Origin of the sequence: Mucilaginibacter sp. (assembly GCF_025359345.1) — a bacterium.
In the GTDB taxonomy this organism is placed as follows: domain Bacteria; phylum Bacteroidota; class Bacteroidia; order Sphingobacteriales; family Sphingobacteriaceae; genus Mucilaginibacter.
The window spans coordinates 115926-140938 of the sequence record NZ_JANYGQ010000036.1 but is presented as its reverse complement, the minus strand read 5'-3'; the positions used below and the strand labels follow the sequence as shown (position 1 = coordinate 140938).

The 25013-nt window shown below is 43.1% G+C and carries 23 protein-coding genes and 1 tRNA gene; 11 read left to right on the top strand and 13 right to left on the bottom strand.

Annotated features, from left to right (window positions below; translation table 11 throughout):
- Window positions 1-11: 11 nt before the first annotated feature.
- Window positions 12-1607 (bottom strand): hydroxymethylbilane synthase, encoded by a 1596-nt coding sequence (hemC, locus tag Q0R52_RS26085; protein WP_295800754.1) that lies wholly within the window; start codon window positions 1605-1607, stop codon window positions 12-14.
- 308 nt (window positions 1608-1915) lie between these two features.
- Window positions 1916-3142, bottom strand: coding sequence for a glutamyl-tRNA reductase (gene hemA / locus Q0R52_RS26080; protein WP_295800751.1), 1227 nt, complete (start codon window positions 3140-3142; stop codon window positions 1916-1918).
- Between the two features lie 151 nt (window positions 3143-3293).
- Between hemA and Q0R52_RS26075 the strand changes: the two genes are divergently transcribed.
- The 4 genes from Q0R52_RS26075 (at window position 3294) to Q0R52_RS26060 (ending at window position 6190) form a co-directional block, all read left to right on the top strand.
- Window positions 3294-3680, top strand: coding sequence for a MauE/DoxX family redox-associated membrane protein (locus Q0R52_RS26075; RefSeq protein ID WP_295800747.1), 387 nt, complete (start codon window positions 3294-3296; stop codon window positions 3678-3680).
- A gap of 55 nt (window positions 3681-3735) precedes the next feature.
- Window positions 3736-4062, top strand: coding sequence for a DUF2185 domain-containing protein (locus tag Q0R52_RS26070; RefSeq protein ID WP_295800744.1), 327 nt, complete (start codon window positions 3736-3738; stop codon window positions 4060-4062).
- A 199-nt stretch (window positions 4063-4261) separates the two neighbouring features.
- Complete coding sequence (locus tag Q0R52_RS26065; protein WP_295800741.1) at window positions 4262-5092, top strand: alpha/beta fold hydrolase; 831 nt, start codon at window positions 4262-4264, stop codon at window positions 5090-5092.
- 111 nt (window positions 5093-5203) lie between these two features.
- Window positions 5204-6190, top strand: a complete 987-nt coding sequence (locus Q0R52_RS26060; RefSeq protein WP_295800738.1) for an MBL fold metallo-hydrolase — start codon at window positions 5204-5206, stop codon at window positions 6188-6190.
- 78 nt (window positions 6191-6268) lie between these two features.
- Here the strand turns inward: Q0R52_RS26060 and Q0R52_RS26055 are convergent, their stop codons facing one another.
- From Q0R52_RS26055 to Q0R52_RS26025, 7 genes are all read right to left on the bottom strand, one after another.
- Window positions 6269-6751, bottom strand: coding sequence for a rhodanese-like domain-containing protein (locus Q0R52_RS26055; protein ID WP_295800735.1), 483 nt, complete (start codon window positions 6749-6751; stop codon window positions 6269-6271).
- 30 nt (window positions 6752-6781) lie between these two features.
- Window positions 6782-7816 (bottom strand): selenide, water dikinase SelD, encoded by a 1035-nt coding sequence (gene selD, locus Q0R52_RS26050; protein WP_295800733.1) that lies wholly within the window; start codon window positions 7814-7816, stop codon window positions 6782-6784.
- A complete protein-coding gene (mnmH, locus tag Q0R52_RS26045; protein WP_295800729.1) occupies window positions 7816-8865 on the bottom strand; it encodes a tRNA 2-selenouridine(34) synthase MnmH in 1050 nt (349 codons plus the stop codon). The genes selD and mnmH overlap by 1 nt, the downstream gene beginning before the upstream one ends.
- Window positions 8866-8962: 97 nt before the next feature.
- Window positions 8963-9033 (bottom strand) — tRNA-Gln (locus Q0R52_RS26040).
- A 66-nt stretch (window positions 9034-9099) separates the two neighbouring features.
- Complete coding sequence (locus Q0R52_RS26035; protein WP_295800726.1) at window positions 9100-9522, bottom strand: luciferase family protein; 423 nt, start codon at window positions 9520-9522, stop codon at window positions 9100-9102.
- A 54-nt stretch (window positions 9523-9576) separates the two neighbouring features.
- Complete coding sequence (locus Q0R52_RS26030) at window positions 9577-10521, bottom strand: SRPBCC family protein (RefSeq protein ID WP_295800723.1); 945 nt, start codon at window positions 10519-10521, stop codon at window positions 9577-9579.
- 69 nt (window positions 10522-10590) lie between these two features.
- The gene (locus Q0R52_RS26025) at window positions 10591-11097 is read right to left on the bottom strand and encodes a MarR family transcriptional regulator (protein ID WP_295800720.1); all 507 of its coding nucleotides are present in this window, start codon (window positions 11095-11097) and stop codon (window positions 10591-10593) included.
- Window positions 11098-11301: 204 nt separating this feature from the next.
- Here Q0R52_RS26025 and Q0R52_RS26020 point away from each other — a divergent pair, with 204 nt between their 5' ends.
- Together Q0R52_RS26020 and Q0R52_RS26015 are read left to right on the top strand one after the other, a co-directional pair.
- Window positions 11302-12231 (top strand): sugar phosphate isomerase/epimerase, encoded by a 930-nt coding sequence (locus tag Q0R52_RS26020; RefSeq protein ID WP_295800719.1) that lies wholly within the window; start codon window positions 11302-11304, stop codon window positions 12229-12231.
- A 190-nt stretch (window positions 12232-12421) separates the two neighbouring features.
- The gene (locus Q0R52_RS26015; RefSeq protein WP_295800715.1) at window positions 12422-13441 is read left to right on the top strand and encodes a helix-turn-helix domain-containing protein; all 1020 of its coding nucleotides are present in this window, start codon (window positions 12422-12424) and stop codon (window positions 13439-13441) included.
- 311 nt (window positions 13442-13752) lie between these two features.
- On the opposite strand, the gene Q0R52_RS26010 is transcribed toward Q0R52_RS26015, so the two are convergent.
- Window positions 13753-14199 (bottom strand): DoxX family protein, encoded by a 447-nt coding sequence (locus Q0R52_RS26010; RefSeq protein ID WP_295800712.1) that lies wholly within the window; start codon window positions 14197-14199, stop codon window positions 13753-13755.
- A gap of 435 nt (window positions 14200-14634) precedes the next feature.
- On the opposite strand from Q0R52_RS26010, the gene Q0R52_RS26005 reads away from it, so the two are divergent.
- The 5 genes from Q0R52_RS26005 (at window position 14635) to Q0R52_RS25985 (ending at window position 20122) form a co-directional block, all read left to right on the top strand.
- Complete coding sequence (locus Q0R52_RS26005) at window positions 14635-15441, top strand: hypothetical protein (RefSeq protein WP_295800709.1); 807 nt, start codon at window positions 14635-14637, stop codon at window positions 15439-15441.
- Between the two features lie 20 nt (window positions 15442-15461).
- Complete coding sequence (locus Q0R52_RS26000; RefSeq protein WP_295800707.1) at window positions 15462-16226, top strand: methyltransferase domain-containing protein; 765 nt, start codon at window positions 15462-15464, stop codon at window positions 16224-16226.
- Between the two features lie 10 nt (window positions 16227-16236).
- Entirely contained in the window at window positions 16237-18375 is a 2139-nt protein-coding gene (locus Q0R52_RS25995) for a 7TM diverse intracellular signaling domain-containing protein (protein ID WP_295800704.1), read from the top strand.
- A 209-nt stretch (window positions 18376-18584) separates the two neighbouring features.
- Window positions 18585-19670 (top strand): hybrid sensor histidine kinase/response regulator, encoded by a 1086-nt coding sequence (locus tag Q0R52_RS25990; RefSeq protein WP_295800701.1) that lies wholly within the window; start codon window positions 18585-18587, stop codon window positions 19668-19670.
- Window positions 19670-20122, top strand: a complete 453-nt coding sequence (locus Q0R52_RS25985; protein WP_295800698.1) for a response regulator — start codon at window positions 19670-19672, stop codon at window positions 20120-20122. Before Q0R52_RS25990 ends, Q0R52_RS25985 begins: the two co-directional genes overlap by 1 nt.
- On the opposite strand, the gene Q0R52_RS25980 is transcribed toward Q0R52_RS25985, so the two are convergent.
- From Q0R52_RS25980 to Q0R52_RS25970, 3 genes are all read right to left on the bottom strand, one after another.
- Window positions 20096-20560: a response regulator gene (locus Q0R52_RS25980; protein ID WP_295800695.1), complete on the bottom strand. Its 465-nt coding sequence runs from the start codon at window positions 20558-20560 to the stop codon at window positions 20096-20098. The two genes, Q0R52_RS25985 and Q0R52_RS25980, sit on opposite strands and share 27 nt — an antisense overlap.
- A gap of 90 nt (window positions 20561-20650) precedes the next feature.
- A complete protein-coding gene (locus tag Q0R52_RS25975; RefSeq protein ID WP_295800692.1) occupies window positions 20651-23782 on the bottom strand; it encodes an AsmA-like C-terminal region-containing protein in 3132 nt (1043 codons plus the stop codon).
- A 420-nt stretch (window positions 23783-24202) separates the two neighbouring features.
- Window positions 24203-24802, bottom strand: coding sequence for a DUF2807 domain-containing protein (locus tag Q0R52_RS25970; RefSeq protein WP_295800691.1), 600 nt, complete (start codon window positions 24800-24802; stop codon window positions 24203-24205).
- Window positions 24803-25013: the final 211 nt, after the last annotated feature.

The following is a 25013-nucleotide window of genomic DNA, read 5'->3' as shown; positions in this document are numbered from 1 at the left end:
GGACTTTCTTGTCAGCACCTGTGACTTAAACAAATAGTCCCGAACACCGCTTCGGCAAGCCCGGTTTCATCGGGTGAGTACGGCAGGGTATATTTTACGCCCATTTCGTCCAGTTTCTTGCCGGTGGAAACGCCAATGGCAATAATCTTTTGATCAGGGTCCAGCAGGTTATCTACAAAGTATGCCTCAACGTTTGATGGGCTGGTAAATACCATTATCTCAGCGCCGCTGCGCTGCACATTGTCTTCCAATATGGTTTCGTAAACTGTAAGGTCGATGATTTTTGTATCGGGCGATAAGGCCTGCTGTATGCTTCGCATTGAGTTCTCGGCAGAAGGGAACACCACAGTTTTGCCGTTGGCCAGTTCAGCAAATTCGGCTGCAACATCGGCAGGGTCAATACCATCACCAGTATAGTCAACAAAAAAACCTTTGCGCCGCAGCATATCTTCCGAGCCGCTGCCCATTACGCCAAATTTTACTTTTTTAGGTAATACCGGGTCTAGCTGGAAAAAATATTCCACTGCGTTTTTGCTGCTGAAAAATATCCAGTCGGCATTTTTCAAAATATAGCTGTCGAGTTTGGTAATTACGGCCACTGTGCGGATAAGTGAACGCGCCTCAACCTCGATATCGTGTTTCTCCAGCGCTTTGCGGAAATAGCTGTTTTCAGAAAGCTCGCGCGATATAAAAACCTTCATCGGGAACTTACGGTCGGCACTGAAGAACAATGCTACTTTTTGAGCCAGCCCTTCAGTTGTAGGGGCTTCTAAAAATAACCTGTCGGGGAATTCCTCGCTATCATCTGCCTTCGAGGTAAACACCTGGTACACGCCATCTTCTTTACGGCAGTAGCAGCCCAGGGGTAAATGGCAGCCGCCGCCAAACAGTTTCAACACGGTACGCTCAACGGCCAGTTCCTCCGCAACATCGGGATGGTTTAACGGCTGCAGGGCTTCAAATATTTCTTTGTCGCTTTCGCGGACTTGTATAGCCAGTGCACCTTGTGCCGGTGCAGGAATAAGTTCCGTTGGCGTTAGCTCTTCTACATAAAAATCGCTCAAGTCCAGGCCAAGCCGGCTCACACCTGCTTTTGCCAGCATGATGGCATCATAATTTTCTTCGCGCAGTTTGTTTACACGGGTAGGCACGTTGCCACGCAGATCAATAATATCTAAATCAGGGCGATAGGCCAGCAATTGCGCCTTGCGGCGGTTTGACGAGGTGCCTACAATACCACCGTATTTAACCGACAGTTTTTGGTGCACATCAACACAATCTTTCAGTATCAGCAGTAGTTCAGCGGGGTCTTCCCGTTCTGAAACTGCTGCGATAATGAGTCCCGGAGGGTTTTCGGTAGGCAGGTCCTTGTGCGAGTGAACCGCAAGATCAATAGTACCTGCCAATAATTCTTCTTCAAGTTCTTTGGTAAAAAAACCTTTACCTTCCAGCTTATCAAGGCTAAGGTGAAGGATGCGGTCGCCCTGTGTTTTGATGATTTTAAGTTCAACATCAATATTAAGCGCGGCCAGGCTGTCTTTCACAAAGTTTGCCTGCCAAAGCGCCAGGTCACTGCCGCGGGTTCCTATAATAAGTTTTCTGTCCAAAGGGCTATAGTGTTTGCATTGCAAATTTAACTTTTTGCGGGATGTTAAAGCACACCAATTTAACGAATTAATTCAAATTGCATGAGGATGACGGGGAGAGGTTATTTGTCTGAACTGTAATTTGCTTGATTTGGGGATGCCTATCGCTTCGATTTGAGATATCATTCTGCACCAACCATCCATCAATCCTTTAATCAGATGAATCCAGGTTTAGACAAAAATGCGTTAAGGATGGAAGTGGATACCGGCCCTGAGCCTAAGGCCTTGAAGGCGTATGAACGTACAGCCTGGCCGCAGGCAACGCCCAGCTAGTTATTATTGATCAGTATATCCTTCGCCATTATCATAGGCACGCTGATATATTTTTTCTCCATATAGTTGATCACCTTTTCCAGTATCTCCCGGCTGGCCTGGTCCATGCCCTGCACTTCTTCGGCAAAAACGGAGTTGATTGCGGTGTTGCGGATTTCCTTTATTTTTTCGGGAACCTGGCGCATCGCCAGCTCAATACGGCGCTGCTTAAGCTCCAGCAAAAAGCCGTTTATATTTTCGTCGATAATGGCTTCCGCATGGGTAAGTTCTTCGTAACGTTCCTGCAGGTTCTTTTTAGCCACTTCATTTAGCGAGTGCACCTCGATAAAGTTTACCGGGAATTGCAGCAGCACATCCGGGTGGGTATCGTTAGGCACGGCAAGGTCGACTATGGTTTTACGGTCGGTGTCGCCGTTTAACAGGCCTTTATAAATCTCGGGAGTGATGATGGGTTCGGTTGACGAGGTGCAGGTTATGATGGCATCGAAGCCTTTGTCGTACGTTTTTAATGCTTCCAGGTTAAAAGCTTCGCCGCTTAAATCGGCAGCCAGCTGGGTGGCATTGGCAACAGTTCGGTTAAAAACTGCAAAGTTGGTAAACTTATGCTTTTGCAGGTACTTCGAAATGTTGCGGTTGGTTTCGCCGGCGCCAATAATCAGCACGCGGGCGTTGGTGCAAAGCTTCATGTCCTTCAACTTGCGATAGGCCAGCGAGACGACAGAAATAGGGTTCTTCGAAATATTGGTATGGGTATAAACTTCTTTCGCTGTTTTAACAATACAGTTCATAAACATGCGCAACCCGTCGCCGGTAAGGCCTGCTTCTTTGCAGTTTTCGTAGGCTTTGCGCAGTTGGGCTAAAATTTCTTTTTCGCCAACTATAAGGCTTTCGAGCGAGCAGGAGGTGCGCAGCAAATGTTCAAGCGCTTCGCGGTCTTCATAAATAGATGCCGCATCTAAAAAAGTACCGGTTGATATCGGGCATAGGCCCATATCAATGGCATCCATAAATTGTTTGGCGAAAGCTTTGTCGACCACCTGCTGGGTAAGCATCACAAACTCAACGCGGTTACACGTGGCCAGGTAAAAAATTTCGGAAATACCGAATTGCGATTTTACTCTTTGCAGTTTATCTGTTAAGTTCTCCTGGCAAATCACCAATCGTCCCAACTCCTTCAACTCAATCTGTTTATGCGTAAAAGCGATTACCTTTAGATACTTCAAAGCTATTTTAAATTTGAACCCAACAAAAGTAACAGCTTTAATACGATGCAGTGTCAACACTTTGTCATACAGTTGTATTTAGAATGTTTATAAATAAATAGTGTTTGTTAAACAATTAAATCGATTTTACCTATAAATACGTACCTGAATTATGACAAAATTAAAAAAAGTGATGCTCGTCATTTTGGTAATTGGCTACGTTTTGGCCGGTGCCAACCATTTCCGGGCGCCGGAATCGTACATACGCATCATTCCGCCATATATTCCGTTGCCAAAACTTATGAACTTATTGGCGGGTGTTTTTGAAATATTATTTGGCTTGCTGCTAATTTTCAAACAGACCAGGGTTTTAGCCGCGTGGGGCATAATACTAATGCTGATTGCCTTTTTGCCGGTACATATTGATATGGTTATTCGTGCGCCGTTTCAGTTGGGCGACTTGCATGTAACGCCATTAATTGCGTGGGTAAGGCTGGTGGTTTTGCAGCCGTTATTGATTTTATGGGCGTGGTGGTATACCCGAAAGGAGAAGATTTAAACGATTTTTTCTAGCAATATTTATTACTTTAACACATTTAAATAATTATAAAAAAATGTTGAGTTTTTTTAAAAAAAAAGAAACGCCTGCAAATGAATTTAAGTTTACGGAATCGGAGAATACCGCTTGCTTTGTTTGTGACCATGTAATGACCAAAACAAGGCCTATCCTATTTGCAACTCATGAAGCAGAGGATGGTTACTGGCAATTTCTATGCGGACAAGCAGACCATGATGACTCGAATCTAAAAATCATTTCTCTTAAGCAAGCTACAGAAATAGATGCATCAATTAACGATTTATATGAGATGCCCTTGGGTATTGGGGCTGATAGAAAGTCGACAAATGATAAATGGGAGCCGTTTGCATTAGACCCATCATAGCTTTGGATTTGGGGGTTGTCACTTTGCGGCCGTCACTTATATGGTTTCTTGGAGGTCCGAACTGTTCCCAAATGTCATTTCGACGAGGAACGAGGAGAAAACTTAAACGCGGGAGAGGCAAGACGGATAGGTTTTCTCACTATAGAAATGACAGGGATGGTTGATTATCAGTAAATGTTTGTTCTATATTTGATGTATCATGCTTAAAAAACAAAACTTCAACATACCCGGCGCCAAGGGCCGTGGCATGCTGATGGATTTAACCTACCGCACATCAAACAAGAACGCACCGCTGGTAATTTTTGCCCATGGCTTCAAAGGGTTTAAAGATTGGGGCGCGCATAACCTGGTAGCCAATTACTTTGCCGAACAGGGCTTCCGGTTTTTAAAATTCAACTTTTCGCACAACGGCACCACAGCTGATAAGCCGGAAGATTTTGCCGACCTGATAGCTTTTGCCGACAATACATTTACCATCGAACTGGAGGATTTAAAAGCTGTTATCGATTTTGCGTGCGGCGGCTCGGGCATTCCGGCTGCAAGTGGCGTTTATTTAATGGGCCACAGCATGGGTGGCGGCCTGAGCATTATTAAAGCAGCCGAAGACCGCCGGGTTAAAAAACTTGTTACCATGGCATCCATTTCCGGGTTCCGGAATCTATGGGCTAAAGCAATTGAGGAACAATGGCGGCTAACCGGCATAACGTATATTGCCAACAAACGCACCGGGCAACAAATGCCATTAAAAGTTAGTCTGCTTGATGACCTGGAGCGCAACCCTGGTCGATTGGATATATTGGCGCACGCGGCCCAAATAAAACAACCCTGGCTCATCGCCCATGGCAATGAAGATACGTCTGTCGTGTTGGCACATGCAGAAGAATTGAAAGCCGCCAACGCGAATGCCGAATTTTTGGTGATAAAAGGCGGCGACCATGTGTTTGGTGCAACACAACCCTATGCCGAGCCAGAGTTGCCTGCTGAGCTGCTTGACTTTTGCGAACAAGCTGTTGCTTTTTTTAAGAAATAGTCAGCCAAATGCCACTATTGGTGTTTCCAGGAGATTAATGTAACAATTCGGCGTCAACCCGGTTTAATAAAAAGCCCGTTGTATATTAGGGCTGTAATTTGATAGTTATTTATGAGTTTAACCGGGGCGCGTAAAAAGGGAAAGAAATTTTTAAACCCCATACCTACCGATGAGGCTGGGTTTGGTAAAATGATCCCGATACTTAAAGAATATTATAATAACAAAGCCGAAAATACTCCCAAAAAACAATTAGGTCCGTTTAAAACTGATGTGTCGGTATTTGATACCCCTCCTGCTTCAGGTTTAAGGATTACGCTGATTGGGCACTCGAGCCTGCTGATAGAAATTGATGGCAAACGCATACTTACTGACCCGGTTTGGAGCGAAAGGGTATCATTCAGTTCGTTCTTCGGGCCAAAACGTTTTTTTGAACCGCCAATTGCACTTGAAGATTTACCCCCGCTGGATGCCATCATTGTCTCGCACGACCATTACGACCACCTGGATAAAAACACCATTAAGTATTTCGCCGACAAACATGTCCCTTTTATCACATCCCTCAAGGTTGGGCAGCATTTGGTAAGCTGGGGAATCGAAAAAAACTTTATAACCGAACTGGATTGGGGCGACAGCACCATGCTTGGCGACGATTGCAATATTACGGCAACCCCGGCACGTCATTTTAGTGGTCGCGGTATTATAGGCCGCAACGAAACCCTTTGGTCGTCATTTGTGATAAAAGGGCACACGCATAATATATTTTTCGGGGCCGATTCGGGTTGGTTCCCTATTTTTAAAGATATCGGTGAGTCCTTTGGACCTTTTGATTTAACCATGCTGGAGATTGGCGCCTACGGCCAGTACTGGCCGGATATACATATGGGGCCTGATAATGCCTCGAACGCCCACCTTGCGCTAAAAGGCAAACTAATGATGCCCATACACTGGGGAACGTTTAACCTTGCACCCCACGCTTGGGACGAGCCGATTGAACGATTGCTGAAATACGCGAAAGAAAAGAATATTGACCTTTTTGTGCCCGAGCCAGGTGTGCCAGCTGAGGTGAAGAAGTATATTTCAGGTTGGTGGGACCGTTGATTTTGATGATTTTTCGTAATTGTTTATTTCTTTTGAGGCACTCAAGAGGGCTGCGCCGTTGCGCTGAATTTAGCCTCTCTAATTATTTCCCGCTAACGGATATCCCTTAGCAACCCAATTCGTTTTCAAATTGGTTGATAAATTAAGCAGCTTCACGTTAGTAAACCCGGCTTTTATTAGTTCAGAAAACGCGGGCCGGATATTAGGGCATTTAGCAAAAGGGCAGCAACCGCAATAGATTATTATGGCTGTACTTTTAGGCAGGGTAGCCACTGTGCTCTTTAATTTTTCCAGGTTTTTAGCATCGTTTACCGCGCCGATATGGGTTGCTCCTTTAATATCTTCTACCGCACCGATATTTAATATCAGGGGCAGGTTTGTTCCGCCGGTTTTTATTTGAGCTGCTAAAACGGATGGTTCCAGTAATTGGCTATCAGTCCATGGATTTGGTGCAGTAAGCGAAGGGGCAACGGGATTGGAAATTTGCGCGTGCGTTTTTAAAGCCGCAAAGCATGCAAATACTGTAAGCAAAATCAGGGTATATATCTTTGACGACCTCATGGAAATTTTTTTAAATGATATTTATAATGGCTAAACAACTGTTATCAACGGGCCGCCATTCTGTGGTTTTAACCTGCCGAAAGGTTTAAACGCAAAACCCTTTTCTTTTAGTGTGGTTTCAAAATCAGCGCAGTTTTCTTCTGCAACAGCAACCAACAAACCGCCGCTGGTTTGCGGATCGGCAAGGATGTAGCGCTGCTCGTCGGTTAGGGTGCCGATTTTATCGCCATAGCTGTTCCAGTTGCGTTGTGTGCCACCGGGAAAGCACTTTTGGGCAAGGTACCCCGGCAACGAAGCAATTACCGGCACTTTGTCAAACTCTATTTCAGCCGACAAACCGCTGCCTTCGCACATTTCGCTTAGATGGCCCAACAGACCAAAGCCTGTAACGTCGGTCATGGCTTTTACAAAATCCATGCTACCGAAAAGCTCGCCCAGTTTGTTCAGAGTGACCATGCTTTGTAAAGCTATGGCGGCATCTTCGGGTTTAAGCACCCCTCGCTTTTGAGCCGTTGATAATATCCCTACGCCCAAAGCTTTGGTAAGGTATAACCTGCAACCGGCAGTTGCCGTTGAGTTTTGTTTTAGGTTGGGGATATTCACCATGCCATTTACTGCGAGCCCAAAAACAGGTTCGGGGCAATCAATGCTGTGCCCGCCGGCGAGGGTTATACCGGCTTCGGCACAAACGGCGCGCGAGCCTTCCAAAACTTTTTGCGCAACCTCGGGCGGCAGTTTATCTATCGGCCAGCCTAATATGGCAATAGCCAGCACCGGTTTGCCACCCATTGCATATACGTCACTTATCGCATTTGCAGATGCAATACGGCCGAAATCGTAGGCGTCATCCACAATAGGCATAAAAAAATCGGTGGTTGATATTAGCGCGGTACCGTTGCCTAAATCCAATACTGCCGCATCATCACGTTTATCGTTACCAACCAAAAGTCGGGCATCCGGGATTGCAGCTACTGGGCTATGCAGAATCTTGTCAAGTATGGCGGGACTGATCTTGCAGCCGCAGCCCGCGCCATGCGAATATTGGGTGAGTTTAATTGTCTCCATTAATTTTGAATGACTCCCGGTTGATTAACCTGGCGTATAAATTTCAATAATATCTTTGAATTGTTGTCGGCATCCGTACTTTCAAGTTCCAGCGGAAACACCTGTTCCACCTCGCGCTTAAGCAGGCCGGCCCTGTAAGTTTTATCATAATATACCAATACCAGGCGGATAAAATCGGCCATCCGGTTTTCATTTATCGCGGCGATGGCATGTTTGGTTTGCTCGGGGCCGAGGCGTTTGTGGATGCGCTGGGTACATTCAATTAAGAAATCTTTGTCGAGTTGCCCGTATTCATCAACCAGCATCGCGGTACGCTGTTCAACACCGATCTTTAAATCAATCAAAAGCGCATTACGCATTTGGCGCCAAAAGGATGGCGGCACGGCACATTTGCCGATGGTGATGCTCTCATCCTCCACCCAAATACGACGGGCTGCGTCCATATCTTTTAGCTGAAAAGCAAAGTTATTTTCAAATTGTTCCTGGGTTGGCTGCACCAGCTTATTCATTGTACCATAGGATGATCCCTGGTGTTGGGCTAAATCTTCCAGGTCGATCACCTGTTCTCCGGCAAGGCTAAGCTTATGCAATATTTTGGTTTTCCCCGAGCCGGTCATTCCGCCCAGTACACAAAGCGGATATTGCCTGTCGAATTGCTGGTGCGACCAGCGCCGGTAGCTTTTGTAACCGCCTTTGATAACTAATACCTCGAAGCCGTACAAATCAAGCGCCCAGGCCATCGCACCGCTGCGCATACCGCCGCGCCAGCAATGCACGGCTATTTTTTTATCCGGGGCAATTTCAAGCGCCATTTTTATAAACCCCGACCACTTAGAACCGGTTAAATCAAATCCAAGTAAAATGGCTTCTTCACGCCCAACTTGTTTGTAGGTTGTGCCAACTTTAACCCGTTCCTCGTTGGTAAACAACGGCGCATTAAAAGCGCCGGGTATATGGCCCTTTTCAAATTCGGCAGGTGTACGCACGTCAATTAAAGTAACAGGCGTGCGTAACTGCAGGAATTCGGTAATGCTGATTTGACGGGTCATTTGATTGGGTAAAGATACGGGAGATTTTGGTTACCCTGTTGAATGTGCCAAAACTAATAAAGCCATCCTTACCCGGGATGGCTTTGAAGATTTAGTGTTCCCTTACAAGGACTCGAACCTCGACAGGCTGAACCAGAATCAGAAGTGCTACCATTACACCATAAGGGAATTTAAATAACGCGGAGGCCTGGTTCTCTCCGGCTGCAAATATACAAATTCTATGCGTTTATAAGGCTAGCCCCTGCCACTGTTTTGTAAAAACGCTCTTTCAAGCAATTCAAGGGCATAAAGAGCGTCGCTATAATCGCGGATATAAAAGCTAATCCATCCTGATTTTTTAAAAATATGGTGTTCTGTGGCCCGGCCTTCGTTCAATAATTGTTCTTTCGTTGTGCGGCTAAACCGCATATCAAGCAGGCCGTTACTGTGGATGTGGCCCAACTCCCGCCCGTTAAAATTAAATTGCAGCCCGCCGTATTTGTGTATGCTTTTATAAATGCCCGGCCATTTTAATACTTCAGCCTCAATATCATCAATACATTTGAGTACAGGCGAAAAGGTAAGTAGCTCCCACAATCGCAGTTGCGTGTCAAACAGGCGCGCCGCAAACGGCACGGCCTTTAAAAAACCGAAATATTTTACAAAAAAGCTAAACATGATTTTAAGTTCTGAGTCGAAAGTCTGAAGTCCGGAATCAAACTACAACCATACCTAATACTTCCGACTTATAACTTTCGACTCAAAACTATCGGCTCCCGCTTCACTTAGCTCCTTAATATGCTCCATTACTCTTAAATGCACGTTACGGGTAATACTTTCGGCCCAAATATCGTAATACCAAACCGGGAAAACGTATAACCTGTACCAACTGTTGCCGGTAAGCGTGGTGGTGCCGTCGTGATTGTCCTTCAATAAAAACTGGCCGCGTAAAATGTCTATGTGGTTCATTATCTCCGGGTCCCGGGGCTGGTGGGTAACATCAAACGTAAGATTAACGCCTGGCTGGTAGGTCGCTATTCTTTCATCAAAAATGTAACCGTTGCTAAAAATGCATTTGCGGCCGGCACCCTCATAATATCCCGTAACGGTCGACTCCACAGGGCTCGGCATCCCAATGCGGAACAACCAGTATTTATTTGGTTGCTTAATCCTTTTAAAAGCTACTACGTTTTTCCAAACCTTATCGGGCGGGGCATTTACGGTGATGGTATCAGATACCATATTTTCGTAATGGTGAGTTGATAGCGAGTCGGCGACAAAAATAAATAGTAACGCCGCAATAATGCTTACGTTTAGTTTTTGATTGTTACGCTTGAACATACTGGCGCCCAAAAAGGCTCCAAGCAACAAAAAACTGAAAATAAGCGGGGAAACAATAATCAGGCAGATGGAGCCTTCTTTTACGAAAAAGTAGCTACAACCTATGACTATTACAGTGTTGTAAATTGAATAACGGGATACCCATAGGCCCTTAAGCTCCAAATCCCGCCAAAACCAGGCGCTTATTATCCCCATCACCACAGGGATGATGATAAACTCAGAAAATATGAACACCCCGCTTTCCATTTGAAAATATTTGATTAAGCCCATGGCGGCCATGGCAAATATATTGGGCGCGATAAAGCCTATTCGTTTAGAGGTAAAAACATTCGTCATTGTGTACAGCTTAAGGTGTGTTATATTGAATTTTCAGTAATTTTTGAAATATATCAGCATAAAAAAAATCTACTTAAAGATTTTTAAAACTGAACCCCAAAACCAGTTTTCATCCGCCTTAATCATGGTTTCAAGGGTTTTGTCGACGTTTTTGGCCAGTTTATTTATATCGGTAACCGATTTATTAAAGGTTTTAAAAGCGGGGTCTTTTGCATCTCCTTGTACTTTCGAAAGTTCGTCCAAAATTTTAATTACCGGGTCAAGCTCGCGTTTGCGGCGTTCTTTGGCCACCTGTCGGGCAATGTTCCACACGTCTTTATCGGCAAAAAAGTATTCTTTACGCTCGCCGGGCTTGTGCTGTTTTTCAACCAGGCCCCAGTTTATCAGGTCGCGCACGGTCATGTTGGCATTGCCCCGCGATATACTGAGCGATTCCATAATCTCCTCGGTAGTCAAAGCCTCCGGGCTAATCAGTAGCAGGGCATGTACCTGGGCCATAGTGCGGTTGATGCCCCATTCAGAACCCAACTTGCCCCATGCCTCTATAAATTTTTGCCTTGCCTCTGTTAATTCCATACACAAAGGTATATATATTATCGAACTTTCAAAATATAATGAAAGTTTATTTTAAATTTAGTAATTCTGTCACGCTTGCCGCTGATATATCGTCAACATCTAATAAAATCGTTACCAAACCACCTTGGGCTTTGGTAATAAATAAACTAAATTTGATTACCAATTAAAACCAAACCAATAATTCATTAACTATTATAACCCGTTATGAAAACAGAAAACTTTTCGCGGCGCCGGTTTATCGGCACCGGTATGCTCGCGGCGGCAGGGATGGCCCTCGCCTCAAAAACATCGTTCGCCAACTCATTTTTTGCGGACAAGCCAAATTCACTGATAAACGGCGTGCAAATAGGCGTTATTACCTATTCTTTCCGCAGTATGCCGGGCAGTGTTGAGCAGTTGTTGCAGTACTGTAAAGATTGCAATATTAACGCCATTGAGCTAATGGGCGATGCGGCCGAAGCGTATGCCGGCGCTCCAAAGTATACAAGTGGTAGTACTGATTTTGCCGCTAAAATGGCCGACTGGCGCATGAATGCACCAATGGATAAGTTTGCAGAGATACGCAAAATGTACAACGATGCAGGCATTAAGATATACGCCTGGAAACCCAACGCGCTTGGCTCAAAAAACACAGATGCCGAAATTAACTACGCATTTAACGCAGCCGGCGCCCTTGGCTGTACCCATGTTACTGTAGAATTGCCCGAAGATGATGAATTAACCCAGCGCCTGGGCGACAAAGCCACCGAGCATAAAATATATGTCGGCTATCATGCCCATACACAGGCTACTCCAACGTTATGGGACACGGCACTGCGTCAATCGGACTACAATGCCATTAACCTTGATATCGGTCACTATGTAGCCGGCACCAGCAGCAGCCCGGTAGACTTTATCCTTAAAAACAGCGACAGGATTGTGAGCATGCACATAAAAGACCGCAAATTTAAAAACGGCCCGAACGCGCCATGGGGTGAAGGCGATACACCGATAAAAGAAGTGCTGGCGCTGATGAAAAAGAAAAAATATAAATTCCCGGCTACTATCGAGTTGGAATATAACATCCCTGCCGGCTCAGACGCTGTTAAGGAGGTTATTAAATGCCGCGAGTACGCTAAAAATGCGCTGGTATGATTGAGATGGTAGTAAGTCAATAGTCCTAAGCCGAAAGTCTTGAATCAAAAGTCAGAAAAGACCAAAATTCAACTTAGGGCTTAAGACTTTCGACTTGATACTAAAATCAAAATTGCCTTGCAAAATTCACCCCGAACGGTTGCTTTTGTGCCAAATAAATCGTTATATTTGAATTATACCACAATAACCTATGAAAGAAGTTGCGATTTTAATTCATGAAGATGCCGTGCTGTCGACAGTGTCGGGAGCCATGGATATGTTTATCCATACCAACCGCCTGTTTAAGGAAACAGGCAAGGCGTTGCCTTTTAAGGTTAACCTGGTAGGCGAAACCCCGGAAAATAATTTCATGCGCAATCCGGAGCCTTATATCGGGTACAGCGATTTTAAGAGTGTAGCGCAACCGGGCCTTATCATCGTTCCGGCATTTTATGGCGACAGGGGTACCACCCCGCAAAAACATCAAAAACTTATCGATTGGGTAAGCAGCATGAACAAAAAGGGGGCTGAAGTAGCCAGTTTGTGCTCGGGCAGCTACTTTTTAGCGGAGGCTGGTTTGCTTAATGGCCGCTCATGCACATCGCACTGGTTTGATAAGGATGATATTACCAGCCGCTATCCTGAAGTGAATTTCCTGTCGGACATGGTGATAACAGACGACAGGGGTATTTATACCAGCGGCGGCGCGTTTTCGTCGTTAAACCTGGTATTGTACCTGCTGGATAAATTTTTAGGGCGCGATATCGGTGTTTGGGCCAGCAAGATGTTCAGCCTGGATATGGACAGGACGAGCCAATCGCACTTTGCGGTATTTAAGGGCCAGCACCAGCATAACGATGCTGATATATTGAAGGCTCAGCATTACATCGAACAAAACCACCAGCAACAGCTTAACATTGATGAAATTGCCGATCATACCAACATGAGTAAACGCAATTTTATCCGAAGATTTAAAAAGGCGACCCAAAATACCCCATTTGAATACCTGCAACGTGTAAAAATAGAGGCTGCCAAAAAAGCCCTCGAAAAAGGCGCACAGAATATTAATATTTTGATGTATGATGCCGGCTACAATGATATTAAAACCTTCCGCGAAGTTTTTAAAAAAATAACCGGCCTAACCCCGCAGGACTACCGCAAAAAATACAGCCGTGATATCCCCGAATACGTAGGTGTTGATATTTATAGTAATAGCGGGATGCTTAATTAAAAAAAGAAGAGCCCCCGGAGGGCGGGAGCTCATTCTAACCAATTATAAACCTAAATTATGAAGAGTGGTTACAAGGGATGGATTCGAACCATCTCCGGGTAACCATTTCAATTGCAATTGAAAGATATTTCCCCGGCAACCGGCCCCCTGTGCTGCAATGGTCTGTCATTACATTGGCAAATATAGAAACAATTTTAATATCTACAAAACAGATAGATTAAATAGATATTATTTACATTGGTATTACATTTATAGGTAAAACAAGGATCGGGATAAAAATTTTTGGCGTATGTTTGCCGTACCGATGGTAATTAGGCAGCCTTGAACAACGAGTCCATCGCGTATCTGCCACCACCCCAATACATAAATACAATAGCAAACAAACAAAACGACACAGCAAGTGTACCGTCGGAAGCACTGTTTCTTTCTATGCTGGCAGTTAGTGTTATGATCAGTATCGTAAGGGCAACCAAGGCGGCGCCAAAGCGGGTAAACAAGCCTAAGAAAACGAATAATCCGCCAAAAAACTCAGCCCCCTTTGCTTCGAAGGCTATTATTAACGGCAGCGGGAAACGCATGTCGTTACCAACAAACAGGCTCTCAAGAAATTTTTGATCTCCGGTTGATGCAAACAACTCAAAAAAAGCCTTCCCGTTCTTCATCATCACGTACCCAAACCAAACACGGAGAATGAGCAGGATAACATCCCAAAACGTGTTGGTTTTAACAACCGGCTTATTACGGTATACATCACTCATAACAGGTTGTTTGGCTGAAGAATTCGCCTTTCCAATACCCTTTAAATCAATAGTTTAAATTTAAAGCATTTGGTTATAAACACACTAACCCTAAACGGGGGATTTAATTTGCGGTACACCTGCAACTTCGTCCATATATTTCAATACGCCGAATTAAATAGTCACCGGTTACATTTTGCCAATACTTGCTTACAGTTACTTATTCCTGCCGTAAAAAAAGTGAAATAAGTATATCTATTTGGCGGCAAATTACGTAAAAAGGCTTATTGAAAATTTAAACTGATTAATGGTTGATTAAAACGGTTTTTTGCTTTTGGCGGGAACAGTTTGATTAACAGAGAGCTACTGTTGATTTAAGCCCTGGAGTTACCCTGCTCCACCGGTTTATTTATTGATTTTGAGAGGGCGGTAGTGATTTTGGAAAAAAGCCGATAAATGGAAGACGATTTAAAAAAAAACAGGCCTGATCTAAGGCTCCGCGCCTTTAGGGCAATTGACGAACCGGAAACCTGTGAGTTATTTATTGAAGGGCACACCGCTGTTTTAACCAGTATTGGGGTTACCAAGGTTACTTCCTCAAAAAACGGATGGGCAAAAAACCCCGCAGTTTTTGTAATAATTGTAGAATCGAAAGACGGGAAAACTTTATATGGAGGTGCAAGGGTACATGTTGCCGGCGGGTCTGAACCATTACCGATAGAGCAGGCAACAGGCACAATGGATCCCGGGATATTTAAACTTGTTTGGGATTTTTCGAAACAAGGTACCGGCGAGATTTGCGGGCTATGGAATTCGCAGGAACTTGCCGGGTATGGAATAGGGACGCCATTGCTTATACGGACACTTATAGCAATTTCATCACAAATAGGTTTACAATCACTTTTTGCATTATGTGCACCATATACTGTAAAACCTGTTGTAAATTGCGGAATGGTGCTGGTAGATAGCATCGGTAACAACGGAACCTTTTATTATCCTAAACTCGACCTTATTGCAACAGCCATGATTTTAAAAGATGTTTCGGATTTAAGCCTGGCCGCTGAGGAGGATAGGCTTGCAATAATGCAAATGCGGGCCAATCCCGATAGCTTAAGGATACATGAATTAAAGAAAAAAGAGATAACAATAGATTTTGAACTCGGTATCCCTCATCTTAACAGGTGGGATTTATCCCATACTATAGAAGCAGCAGACAGCGCGTTTTTAGAATCAGAAATCCACGAGGAAAGCATCAGTTTTTAATACCTTTACTTGATCATACCATGGCAAACAAACACTACGATATCAACTATCTGCAAAATTCAAGACGGCTGTTGCTAAACTTAAAAGAGCATTCTTATACTTTTTTTGAAAAGATAAATAGCGGAACCATTATCGACCTTGGGTGCGGGGCAGGGAATGATGTTATTGAACTGGCGAAAATAACCGGCAAGGATGTTAAAGTAATCGGCATCGACCACGACCCAGTGATGCTTAAACAGGCAAAAGAACAATCAAAAGAAGTCAGCAATGTTGATTTTATATTATCAGAGGCCTATCCTTTACCTTTTGAAGATGAAACAATTTCGGGGATAAGGACCGAACGGGTGATACAGCATCTGAATAATCCGGAGCAAGTTATAAGTGAAATCAGCCGGATACTAAAAAAGGACTGCCCTTTAGTTATTATTGAAACCGACTGGAGCAGCCTGTCTTTTTACACTGAGTTTGTGGAGGCACAAAAGAAAGTGAATGCCTATTATACCGATGTCAAAATAAACAACGGTTTTGCGGCCGCAAAACTCGTCAGCTATTTGCAGCAAAATAATTTCAGGAACATCAAATTTGAAATACATCCTTTTATTACCGATAGTTTGAAAACGGCGAACGAACTTTTCAGGATAGAGCAAATGATAAATGAGGCAGCCGAAAAAAGCTATATAGCAGAACAGGAAGGCAGGGCTTTTTACGGTGCTTTGCAAAAAGCTGACGATGGGAACTATTTCGCCTGCGCTATCAACCTTGTCGTGGCAACATGCATTAAATAGGTAAATTCATATGGCTAAGCATCTTTTTAGGTTATTAATTTGTCTTTCTTTCCTGTTGGTTAATACCCGGGCGAGTGCTGACGTAATCATCCGTGATTCGGACGGGAGGATTTTGATTGGCAGGCAAATTTCGGTATTGCAAAGCAAACAGGAGCTTACCTTTGCAGATGTAATCCGGTCCGCTGGGTTCAAACAATATGATAAAGATGTCCCCAATCTTGGATTTTCCACAGTTAGTACCTGGTTACGCTTTACGGTTACCAATCAAACTAAAAACGCCGACCTCCTTTTAGATGTAGCTTACCCGATACTTGATGAAGTGGAGTTTTTTGCGCCGGACGCACAAAATAATTACCGGGGGATTTTAATGGGTGAGATCAGGAATTTTGATACCCGCAAATACCAGCACCCTGATTATATTTTCGACCTTAATGTCCCTTATTATACTAGCAAAACCTACTATCTGCGGATTAAAAGCTCTGAGCAATTAATCTTGCCAATATCGATAAACCAAAAAACCGATTTATGGCAATTCCTAAGTAAAGAAAACCAGTTGTCGGGTATCTTTTTAGGCGCGGTATTAATTATGTTTCTGTATAACCTTTTTATCTTTTTCACGGTTAAAGATAAAAGCTACCTGTACTATGTTACTTACGTTGCGTCTGTTGGCCTTACCCAGATTGGAATTAAAGGGTTTACCTTCCAATACTTGTGGGGGAACTTCCCCGCGTTTGAACTAAAAAGCGTAATACTTTTTGCTTGCCTCGGTGCAATAGCTGCTACCCTGTTTACCAGATCGTTTCTTTCAACACGGCAACGGGCCAGGAAATTTGACGTGGTCCTTATTATAGTTATCGTCCTGTTATCCACAGCGCTATTGCTTACACTTGCCGGCATGGTGCAAGTTGGCTTTCAGCTTATGCAGCTATCGACCACTTTGTTTGCTTTTAGCATCCTGATCGTTTCTGCCATTGTGATGCGAAAGGGATACCGGCCGGCGAAGTTTGTTTTCTTCTCGTGGTCAGTTTTACTCATCGGGGCCATCATATTTGCCCTGAAAGACAATGGGGTTTTACCGTATAATACATTTACAAGCTACTCTATGCAGGGCGCCTCGGTAATCGAAATGGCCTTGCTGTCCTTTGGTTTGGCCGACAGGATAAACATTTTAAAACGTGAAAAGGCCGAATCGCAGGCAGAAGCGTTAAGTATCGCCACGGAAAATGAACGCATAATAAGGGAACAAAATGTGATATTGGAATTAAAGGTAAGTGAACGTACAACAGCGTTAAGTGAATCGAACCAGGAACTGAACCAAACCCTTGAAGATTTAAAACAGGCCCAAAGCCAGCTGGTGGAGGCGGAAAAAATGGCTTCGCTGGGCCAGTTAACTGCCGGCATAGCACACGAAATTAATAACCCAATAAATTTTGTTACCTCGAACATAAAACCATTAAACCGGGATATTGAAATAATGCTGGAGGCACTTACGGTTATTGAAAATGTGGGGATATCTGATTCCTCGCCGGCTGATAAACAAAAACAGATAAAAGAATATAAGGAAGAACTGGACTTTGACTACCTAACCCACGAAATAAAACATTTGGTAAAGGGAATAAACGAAGGGGCCACCCGTACTGCCGAAATTGTTAAAGGGCTGAAAATATTTTCGCGGCTGGATGAGGACGACTTGAAAAAAGCCGATATTAATGAAGGGCTGGAGTCAACCATGATTATTGCGAATAACATGCTGAATAAAATAAAGGTAATTAAACACTATGGTGATTTGCCAAAGGTAGAATGCTATGCCGGCAAGATGAACCAGGTGTTTTTAAATATAATTTCGAACGCGGTTTATGCGGTACATAAAAAATATGGCGAAAATGAAGGCGGCGAAATAACCATTTTAACCAATCATGACGAAAAAAATGTATTTATCACCATAAAAGACAATGGAATGGGCATGGATGACAAGACTCAGAAAAGAGTATTTGACCCGTTTTTTACTACTAAAGACGTGGGAGAGGGTACTGGTTTAGGGATGTCAATTGCATATAATACAATTAAAAAACATAATGGAACAATAGGTGTTGACAGTGTACCGGGCGAAGGAGCTGCGTTTGTTTTACAAATACCCATAAATCATTAAATATTAATGGCACGTTAAAGCATATGCTATTTTCACATCACATCAGTTAATACCATTAACCAAGATATAAACCTGATAACCAGACGAATACTGACAGAAATCATTTATTTATACGGGCCTTATCATTTTTTTGTCCCTGTATAACCCCTATATTTGATTGTAAATTTAACTATATTAGTTTACCTGTAAATCACCTAAACTGTAACACAGTGGATGAAAAAATAAAAATTTTGTATGTAGATGACGAGCCGGGGAACCTTATAGGCTTTAAAGCATCATTTAGGGTGGACTATCATGTTCTGACAGCGGTAAACATTCCACAGGCAATAAATTACCTGGAAAATAATCCTGATATTAAAATTATTTTTTGCGATCAACGCATGCCCGGTAAAACCGGGGTCGATTTTTTTGAGGAGATCCGGATCAGTCACCCCCTTCCCGTACGTATCCTGCTCACGGCTTACACCGATGTTGAATCAATAATTGAAGCTATAAACAGGGGCAATATATTCAGGTACGTTAAAAAACCATGGGCCGAGGCCGACATCCTTTCATCGATAGATGAGGCCAATAAATTTTATACGGCCAACTCAATGCTAATGGTTAAAAATGAGGAGCTGCAAAAAGCGTATGCCGAATTAACCAAGTTTGCCTATAGCGTTAGTCACGACATCAGGGGCCCGCTTTCGGGTATGTTGGGCGCCATCAACCTGGCGGGCGAGATTGACGATATTGAGGAGATAAAGGAGATGTTGTTTTTGATGGGAAAATCGTTGACAAAGCTCGATACTTACATTTTAAGTATGCACGATTATTATAGTTTACAAAGGGGTGAATTAAAAATAACCAACGTTGATTTTAATAAAATTATAGATGATTTGAAAGCCATGTATATGGTGATTTCAAAATCAAATAAAATTGCGTTTACCACAACCGTCGACCAGAGAGAAGTTTTCAGGAGCGATGAGGTACCGCTGCGACTTATTCTTAATAATTTATTATCAAACGCGTTTAAATACCAGGATAAAAAAAGCACTAATAAATCTGTGGAAGTAAGTATCGAGGTGCATAAAAACCAGGCAATAATTTATGTAAAAGACACAGGTATTGGCATTTTGGGAAACCATATCGGGGAAATATTTGACTTGTTTTACCGCGCAAATTTCCAGGAGGCCGGATCTGGCTTTGGCTTGTACAATGTTAAAAGTGCAATACTAAAGTTAGGCGGTAATATTGAAGTTAACTCTGTTCTGCACAAGGGAACAACATTCAAAATAATAATTCCCTCTATCTGATGGATAAAGAATTTTCATTTATTATTATTGATGACAGCGAGCTTGATTGCTTTGTGATCCAAAAGGTTATTGAGCGCGCTTTTAAAAATCCGGATATCATATGTTTTCAAAATGCCAACAATGCACTTGACACAATCAAAGTGCAGGGCGTGAAACCTAATCCTACTATCATTTTGCTTGATATACAGATGCCGCTAATGAACGGCTTTCAATTTATTGAGGCGTTTGAAAAATTAAGTCCGCAAATACAGGATTGCTACACCGTTATTATATTATCTATCTTATCGTCAACAAGGGCCCCGGCTGATATACATACAGAATTTAATAAAAGGATAGTAGGGAGCATTATTGAGAAACCCTTTACCATTGAAAAACTGTTGTCGCTATTAAAAACCATGGGATTGGCTGATGAAAAAACGGCTCTGTCAGGAAAGAAGTTTTTGCCGGAGTAAAAACTCTAACTGGTCATTTGATACTTCGAGCTTTGCATTGGTCTCTTTTAACTCTACTCTTTCCAGGTATTTTGCGTAGGCCGATTGTATAGTTAAATCCAGTTCTTCTTCATCCCATGGCTTTGCCAGGTAATGAAAAATTTTTCCTTTGTTAACCGCATCTACCACTGCATCCATATCTGCATAGCCCGTTAAAAGAATCCGCATCGGGTCGGGGTATTTTTCCAATACCTTTTCTAAAAATTCAACGCCCGTCATTCCCGGCATCCGCTGGTCGGTGACAATTATATGCACTAAAGTTTTCTCCAATATTGCTAAGGCACCATCGCCGCTGAGTGCGGTAAGAACATTGTATTTAATCCTGAAAGTTGCCTTGAAAGAAAACAAATTGTTTTCCTCGTCATCTACATAAAGTATAGTTATTTTATCCGCCGACATGCTATTTAACTTATTATACAACTATAATACTAAGTTAACTATAATACTTTTATGTACCTAATATCCGGCTGTGTTTTGAAGTAAAGCTGCTTACTCCCCGTTATCCTCTGTCTCCTTAATTTCATCATCTTTTTTGGCCTTACCTAACCGTATTTTAGGGTTAGCCTGTGTGCCGGTTATCGTCATCGGGATACCGAAAATACCAAATGGCGGCAGGCCCAGCCTGAACTGCAGGTTCAGCACATTATCAAAACTAACCTGGCCCGAAAACTTTAACCGGAAGCCGGCCATACGCATTTTAGTTTGTTTTATGGTGATGATATTGTTGGCGATGGTGGTTTCGATATTCACTTTTTTGGCGTCGCCGCTGTCTATTTTATGGTCGGTTTCTTTGGCAACTGAACCAAAAAGTTTGAAGCCGTGGAAAGCCACTTTTTCGGCTGATAACACGCCGCCGCCCTTTAACGATGGATAAACTGGTTGCATATTGCTGTTTAACCTCCCGCTTAACTTATAATCGAGCGACACCATACCCTGCGCGCTTTTGGCCGAAGTGGCCATATCGCGGAATAATTTAATCTGCTTGTATGCCTTTTGTATATCGAATTGTTTGGCACTGATATGGTAGTCGAACGTGGCTTTCTTTTCGCTCTGGCTACTGTAAGTCGCATCCATAGTTACCGGGGCATCAATAATGGTAAAACCCGTTTGCGTTAATACAATGTTGCCATTGGTAATGGCCATTTGTCCTTTGGCATCTTTAATATCGAGGCCGTTGTATTTAACGCTTTTTACATCGGCAGTAAAGGTCAAATCCAGCGTTTTAGGCACCATAATTACGCCAGATGTTGCCGCGCCGGGATGCCCGCTTTGGGTGGGCGAAGTGCTGGCAAAGGCCATAAAGTCGTCGGCAATAATACCGGGGCTGCCGAAGTTTAGGGTTCCCTTAAGTACCGAGCCCGGCTTGGTAGCATATTCAATAACATTCGATAACGAACCGTTTAGCGTGATGATTGATTTACCATATGTGGCTTTAAAAGCATCGAACATCATCTTGTCGTCCTTAAAGCTAAACAGGCCGTTATTAATTAAGAATGGTTTGGGGAACAGCGCTGATGTTACCGCCACGTTTTTCACATCCATGGAACCGGAATTATGAAGCTTTGCGTAATTACCTGCAGCGGCATCGCTCTGCCGGCCGTTTAACGACAGTTTGGTTTTTATCAGCCCGTGTACATTATAATCTTTAACTGCAAACACCTGGTAAATTTTGCCCACATCAAGTGTTCCTGATGAGTTTATTTTATAATTAATGTTATCAAAGTTTTTTAAATCGGCACTAAATGTAAAAGGTTTGCCTTCAAACATAAACGATACCGGTTTGATGAGCACCTTCATGCCGGCCAGCGTGCCTGTGCTGTTGGCAACGTTGGTGTTTACCTGTATGTTTTCAATTGGGTGCGGGTAATATTTGGTTTTTATCTGCCCGTTTTGCAGGTTGATATTAATTTTAGTGACCGGGAATACTTTTTTAGCGGGCAGGTACTGTCCTTTAGTTTCCAAATTGGCCGCCAGGTTACCTGCCAGCGAAACACCGAGACTATCGATAGGGTAAACCTTCCGGATATCTGCCATATTAAATTTAGCCTGCAATGCTGCGTCCATTGGGAAGCCGGGTGCCGCCGTCATTTTAAAATGGCCTTTTATAAAATTGTCCAGCACATTGGCATTTAAATTACTTATAGCGAAACTGGTGTGCTCATAATTGTTGTCCGGGCAATCGGCAGTCATATTAAAGCTGATATTTTTAACCGCCTCGGGTACGGTGGAATATTTAATATACCCGTTGCTAAAGTTTGATTTTACACTGAATTTTGGAACGCTGGTAATAACCGTATCAACCCTTTTATGTATACCACCCGTGCGCTTTATGCCGGTGGTATACCTGCCCTGCGCCAGCATGTTTAAAGCAAACCGGCCTTTTAAATCAACCGCTTTTATGCCGAATGCCTTGTTCCATTTTTCAAGGTCGAGCTCGGTATTCAGCTTGGCGTAAATAAGTGGTTTTGACGCGCCTTTTATGTGGAGCACCGAGTTTAAATAATCTTTACCCATGTTAAGGTGCAACGAATCCAAATTAACCTGTAAACTATCAGGGTCAAGCCCGGGTAGTTGGGTGTCAAAATCCATGTACAGGTTGCTGATAGGCGCCGGGGCTTTTTTATTGTTGATATACCCGTTGCGTATCTTAATGCTCAGGCTTAAACTGGGCAGCGTACTGTCTGCTGCGTTGTAAAGACCGGCCAACTTTAGTTTAATATTGCCGGTGCCTTTTACTTCAGTATTATCCAGACGTTTTAAATATTCTGGAGGCAGCGCGCTTACTATATCCTCCAGCCGGCTGTCCTGCGAGTTTATGGCAAAATCCATACTGTAGCCAGTCTTTAAAAACGCAAACTTGCCTATAAAATTAACAGGCAGCTTATTCAACAACAGGTCGTTTTTCTGGAAAAAGAACGCAAGCGATTTGGTGTTTATCTCGGTTACCAAATCGGCATTCAGCGTTTTGTTGATTACATACGGCACGTCAAAATAATAAAAATCAACCGACTTCATTTCGGTGTGGGTGTACAAATCGAATACGTCTTTGCTCAAATCACCCTTGCCGGAATAGGTTATGCCTCGCGCCACAAACTTCATGGGCAGCGAGCGATCATTATAAACCAGCCGGCTGTTTTCAATTAAAATCTGGTTAATGCCTAATGACGCGCTGCCGGTATCCGTTGGGGCTGCGTTATTACCTTTGCCTTTATAAACGTTGTAGTTCACATGGCCGGCAGTGTCCGACTGAATATTAATAAAAGCATCGCTCAAAAATACTTTGTTAATCGTCAGCTTTTTTTCAAATAGTGTAGTCAAATCAATCCCGAATGAAACCTCTTTGGCGGCGACAAGTGTGTCTTTATCAAAGGGTGCGCTGCCGTGCAGGTCAAGGTCGTATAAAGTAAGTGTAAGATTGGGGAAATGCTTGAAAAATGAAAGGCTTGTTTTGGAAAAATCCAGCTTGCCGTTAATGCTGCCGTTTGCAAATTGCTTTATTTTATTGCTTACCGTTTGCGGGAACAGCCAGGGTAACGCAAATAAAAGTATAAGCAGCGAACCGATAGTAATGCCGGTTATTTTCAGCGTTTTGAAGATGATTTTTTTGGCGGATAGGCTCATAAATATCAATTGTGACGGCAATTAAAGATTGACACAAATCCCACTATGGATTCGGTACTGCAAAATAACTAAACAATATGGAAATTTTTGGATGGAAGGGAGATATTTAACGACAGGTTAATGTAACAGGAGGTAAGGGTTTTTATTTTTTATTGTGTTGAAATTAGAGCTGTAAAAAGAGCCGTGCAGTAAAAAAAAACCAGCGGGGTTCAAGGTCGGTAGAAAAACAAAATGCAAATTATAGCGTGCCGTAGGTACGTCACCTGGCGAATGTTGCGTACCTACGGCACGCTAAACCCTTTTTATCCGTTTTTCTACCGACATTTTGCACCGATGGTGCAATTAGCTGTAATGGGCCAAAAACAGGAAAACCCATTGCAAACATTCGCAATGGGTTTTCCTTTTATATGATGGGTTCTATTATAATAAAGCCAACTCAACGTCTTCGCTTTTTACCTCAGCTGTTTTAGCCAGGTGCGAAACTTTTAAATCTTTAGTAGTTAAGTTAGCTGTGATGTTTGCTTTCAGGCTGCCTTCATTAACATCGCCGGTTAAGTTAGCTTTTGCATTGTCGTTAACTTTAACGTTAGCAGAGAATGTATCCATATTTAATTGAGCCGATGCATTGTTGTAAAGTTCGACGTCAAGGTTGATGGCAGATAATTTTCCGAATGATTTTACAGTTGCGTTATCATATACGCTTAATTTTGCCAATTGGTTAGCAGTAACCCAAACGGTTAATTTTTGTGTGCTGTATGATGCAATGCGCAACACGCCTTTGTCATCCTGAACCAATGCATTGTTTGAGTAGTAGTTGTTGTAAACTTTTACCTGGTCGGCAGTACCGGCTGATACGTAAAGCTCAACATTACCGCGAATTTCGATTTCGCTGATATTGCTTACGTTGGTTAAAGTAGTGGTTGCGGCTCCTTCGGTTTTACCGGTTGCTGCTTTTGCTGATTGGTTGAAACCTAATATAGTGGCTGTTAAAAGGGCGATGGTTAGTATTGTAGTTTTCATGACTGTATGTTTTAGCGGTTAAATTTTTTGTTTGTTCGTTGTTTTCAATGACCAAAGGAACAGCGATTTTTTCACACCGTAAAACTTATTAGACCACAGGCGCACCAATGTAGACATACAAGCTTTTTTACCCGTCGAACCCTTTTTTGCCTGTTTATCCCTGTTTTTTACCCATTTATACATCAAAACAGGGGGTTTATCGGTGTTTCAG

Excerpts from the sequence above, each read along its gene's own strand:
- Q0R52_RS26075 (WP_295800747.1), top strand. The coding sequence starts at position 3,294 with ATGACAAAATTAAAAAAAGTGATGCTCGTCATTTTGGTAATTGGCTAC.
- Q0R52_RS26070 (WP_295800744.1), top strand. The coding sequence starts at position 3,736 with ATGTTGAGTTTTTTTAAAAAAAAAGAAACGCCTGCAAATGAATTTAAG.
- Q0R52_RS26065 (WP_295800741.1), top strand. The coding sequence starts at position 4,262 with ATGCTTAAAAAACAAAACTTCAACATACCCGGCGCCAAGGGCCGTGGC.
- Q0R52_RS26060 (WP_295800738.1), top strand. The coding sequence starts at position 5,204 with ATGAGTTTAACCGGGGCGCGTAAAAAGGGAAAGAAATTTTTAAACCCC.
- Q0R52_RS26055 (WP_295800735.1), bottom strand. The coding sequence starts at position 6,751 with ATGAGGTCGTCAAAGATATATACCCTGATTTTGCTTACAGTATTTGCA.
- selD (WP_295800733.1), bottom strand. The coding sequence starts at position 7,816 with ATGGAGACAATTAAACTCACCCAATATTCGCATGGCGCGGGCTGCGGC.
- mnmH (WP_295800729.1), bottom strand. The coding sequence starts at position 8,865 with ATGACCCGTCAAATCAGCATTACCGAATTCCTGCAGTTACGCACGCCT.
- Q0R52_RS26035 (WP_295800726.1), bottom strand. The coding sequence starts at position 9,522 with ATGTTTAGCTTTTTTGTAAAATATTTCGGTTTTTTAAAGGCCGTGCCG.
- Q0R52_RS26030 (WP_295800723.1), bottom strand. The coding sequence starts at position 10,521 with ATGACGAATGTTTTTACCTCTAAACGAATAGGCTTTATCGCGCCCAAT.
- Q0R52_RS26025 (WP_295800720.1), bottom strand. The coding sequence starts at position 11,097 with ATGGAATTAACAGAGGCAAGGCAAAAATTTATAGAGGCATGGGGCAAG.
- Q0R52_RS26020 (WP_295800719.1), top strand. The coding sequence starts at position 11,302 with ATGAAAACAGAAAACTTTTCGCGGCGCCGGTTTATCGGCACCGGTATG.
- Q0R52_RS26015 (WP_295800715.1), top strand. The coding sequence starts at position 12,422 with ATGAAAGAAGTTGCGATTTTAATTCATGAAGATGCCGTGCTGTCGACA.
- Q0R52_RS26010 (WP_295800712.1), bottom strand. The coding sequence starts at position 14,199 with ATGAGTGATGTATACCGTAATAAGCCGGTTGTTAAAACCAACACGTTT.
- Q0R52_RS26005 (WP_295800709.1), top strand. The coding sequence starts at position 14,635 with ATGGAAGACGATTTAAAAAAAAACAGGCCTGATCTAAGGCTCCGCGCC.
- Q0R52_RS26000 (WP_295800707.1), top strand. The coding sequence starts at position 15,462 with ATGGCAAACAAACACTACGATATCAACTATCTGCAAAATTCAAGACGG.
- Q0R52_RS25995 (WP_295800704.1), top strand. The coding sequence starts at position 16,237 with ATGGCTAAGCATCTTTTTAGGTTATTAATTTGTCTTTCTTTCCTGTTG.
- Q0R52_RS25985 (WP_295800698.1), top strand. The coding sequence starts at position 19,670 with ATGGATAAAGAATTTTCATTTATTATTATTGATGACAGCGAGCTTGAT.
- Q0R52_RS25980 (WP_295800695.1), bottom strand. The coding sequence starts at position 20,560 with ATGTCGGCGGATAAAATAACTATACTTTATGTAGATGACGAGGAAAAC.
- Q0R52_RS25975 (WP_295800692.1), bottom strand. The coding sequence starts at position 23,782 with ATGAGCCTATCCGCCAAAAAAATCATCTTCAAAACGCTGAAAATAACC.
- Q0R52_RS25970 (WP_295800691.1), bottom strand. The coding sequence starts at position 24,802 with ATGAAAACTACAATACTAACCATCGCCCTTTTAACAGCCACTATATTA.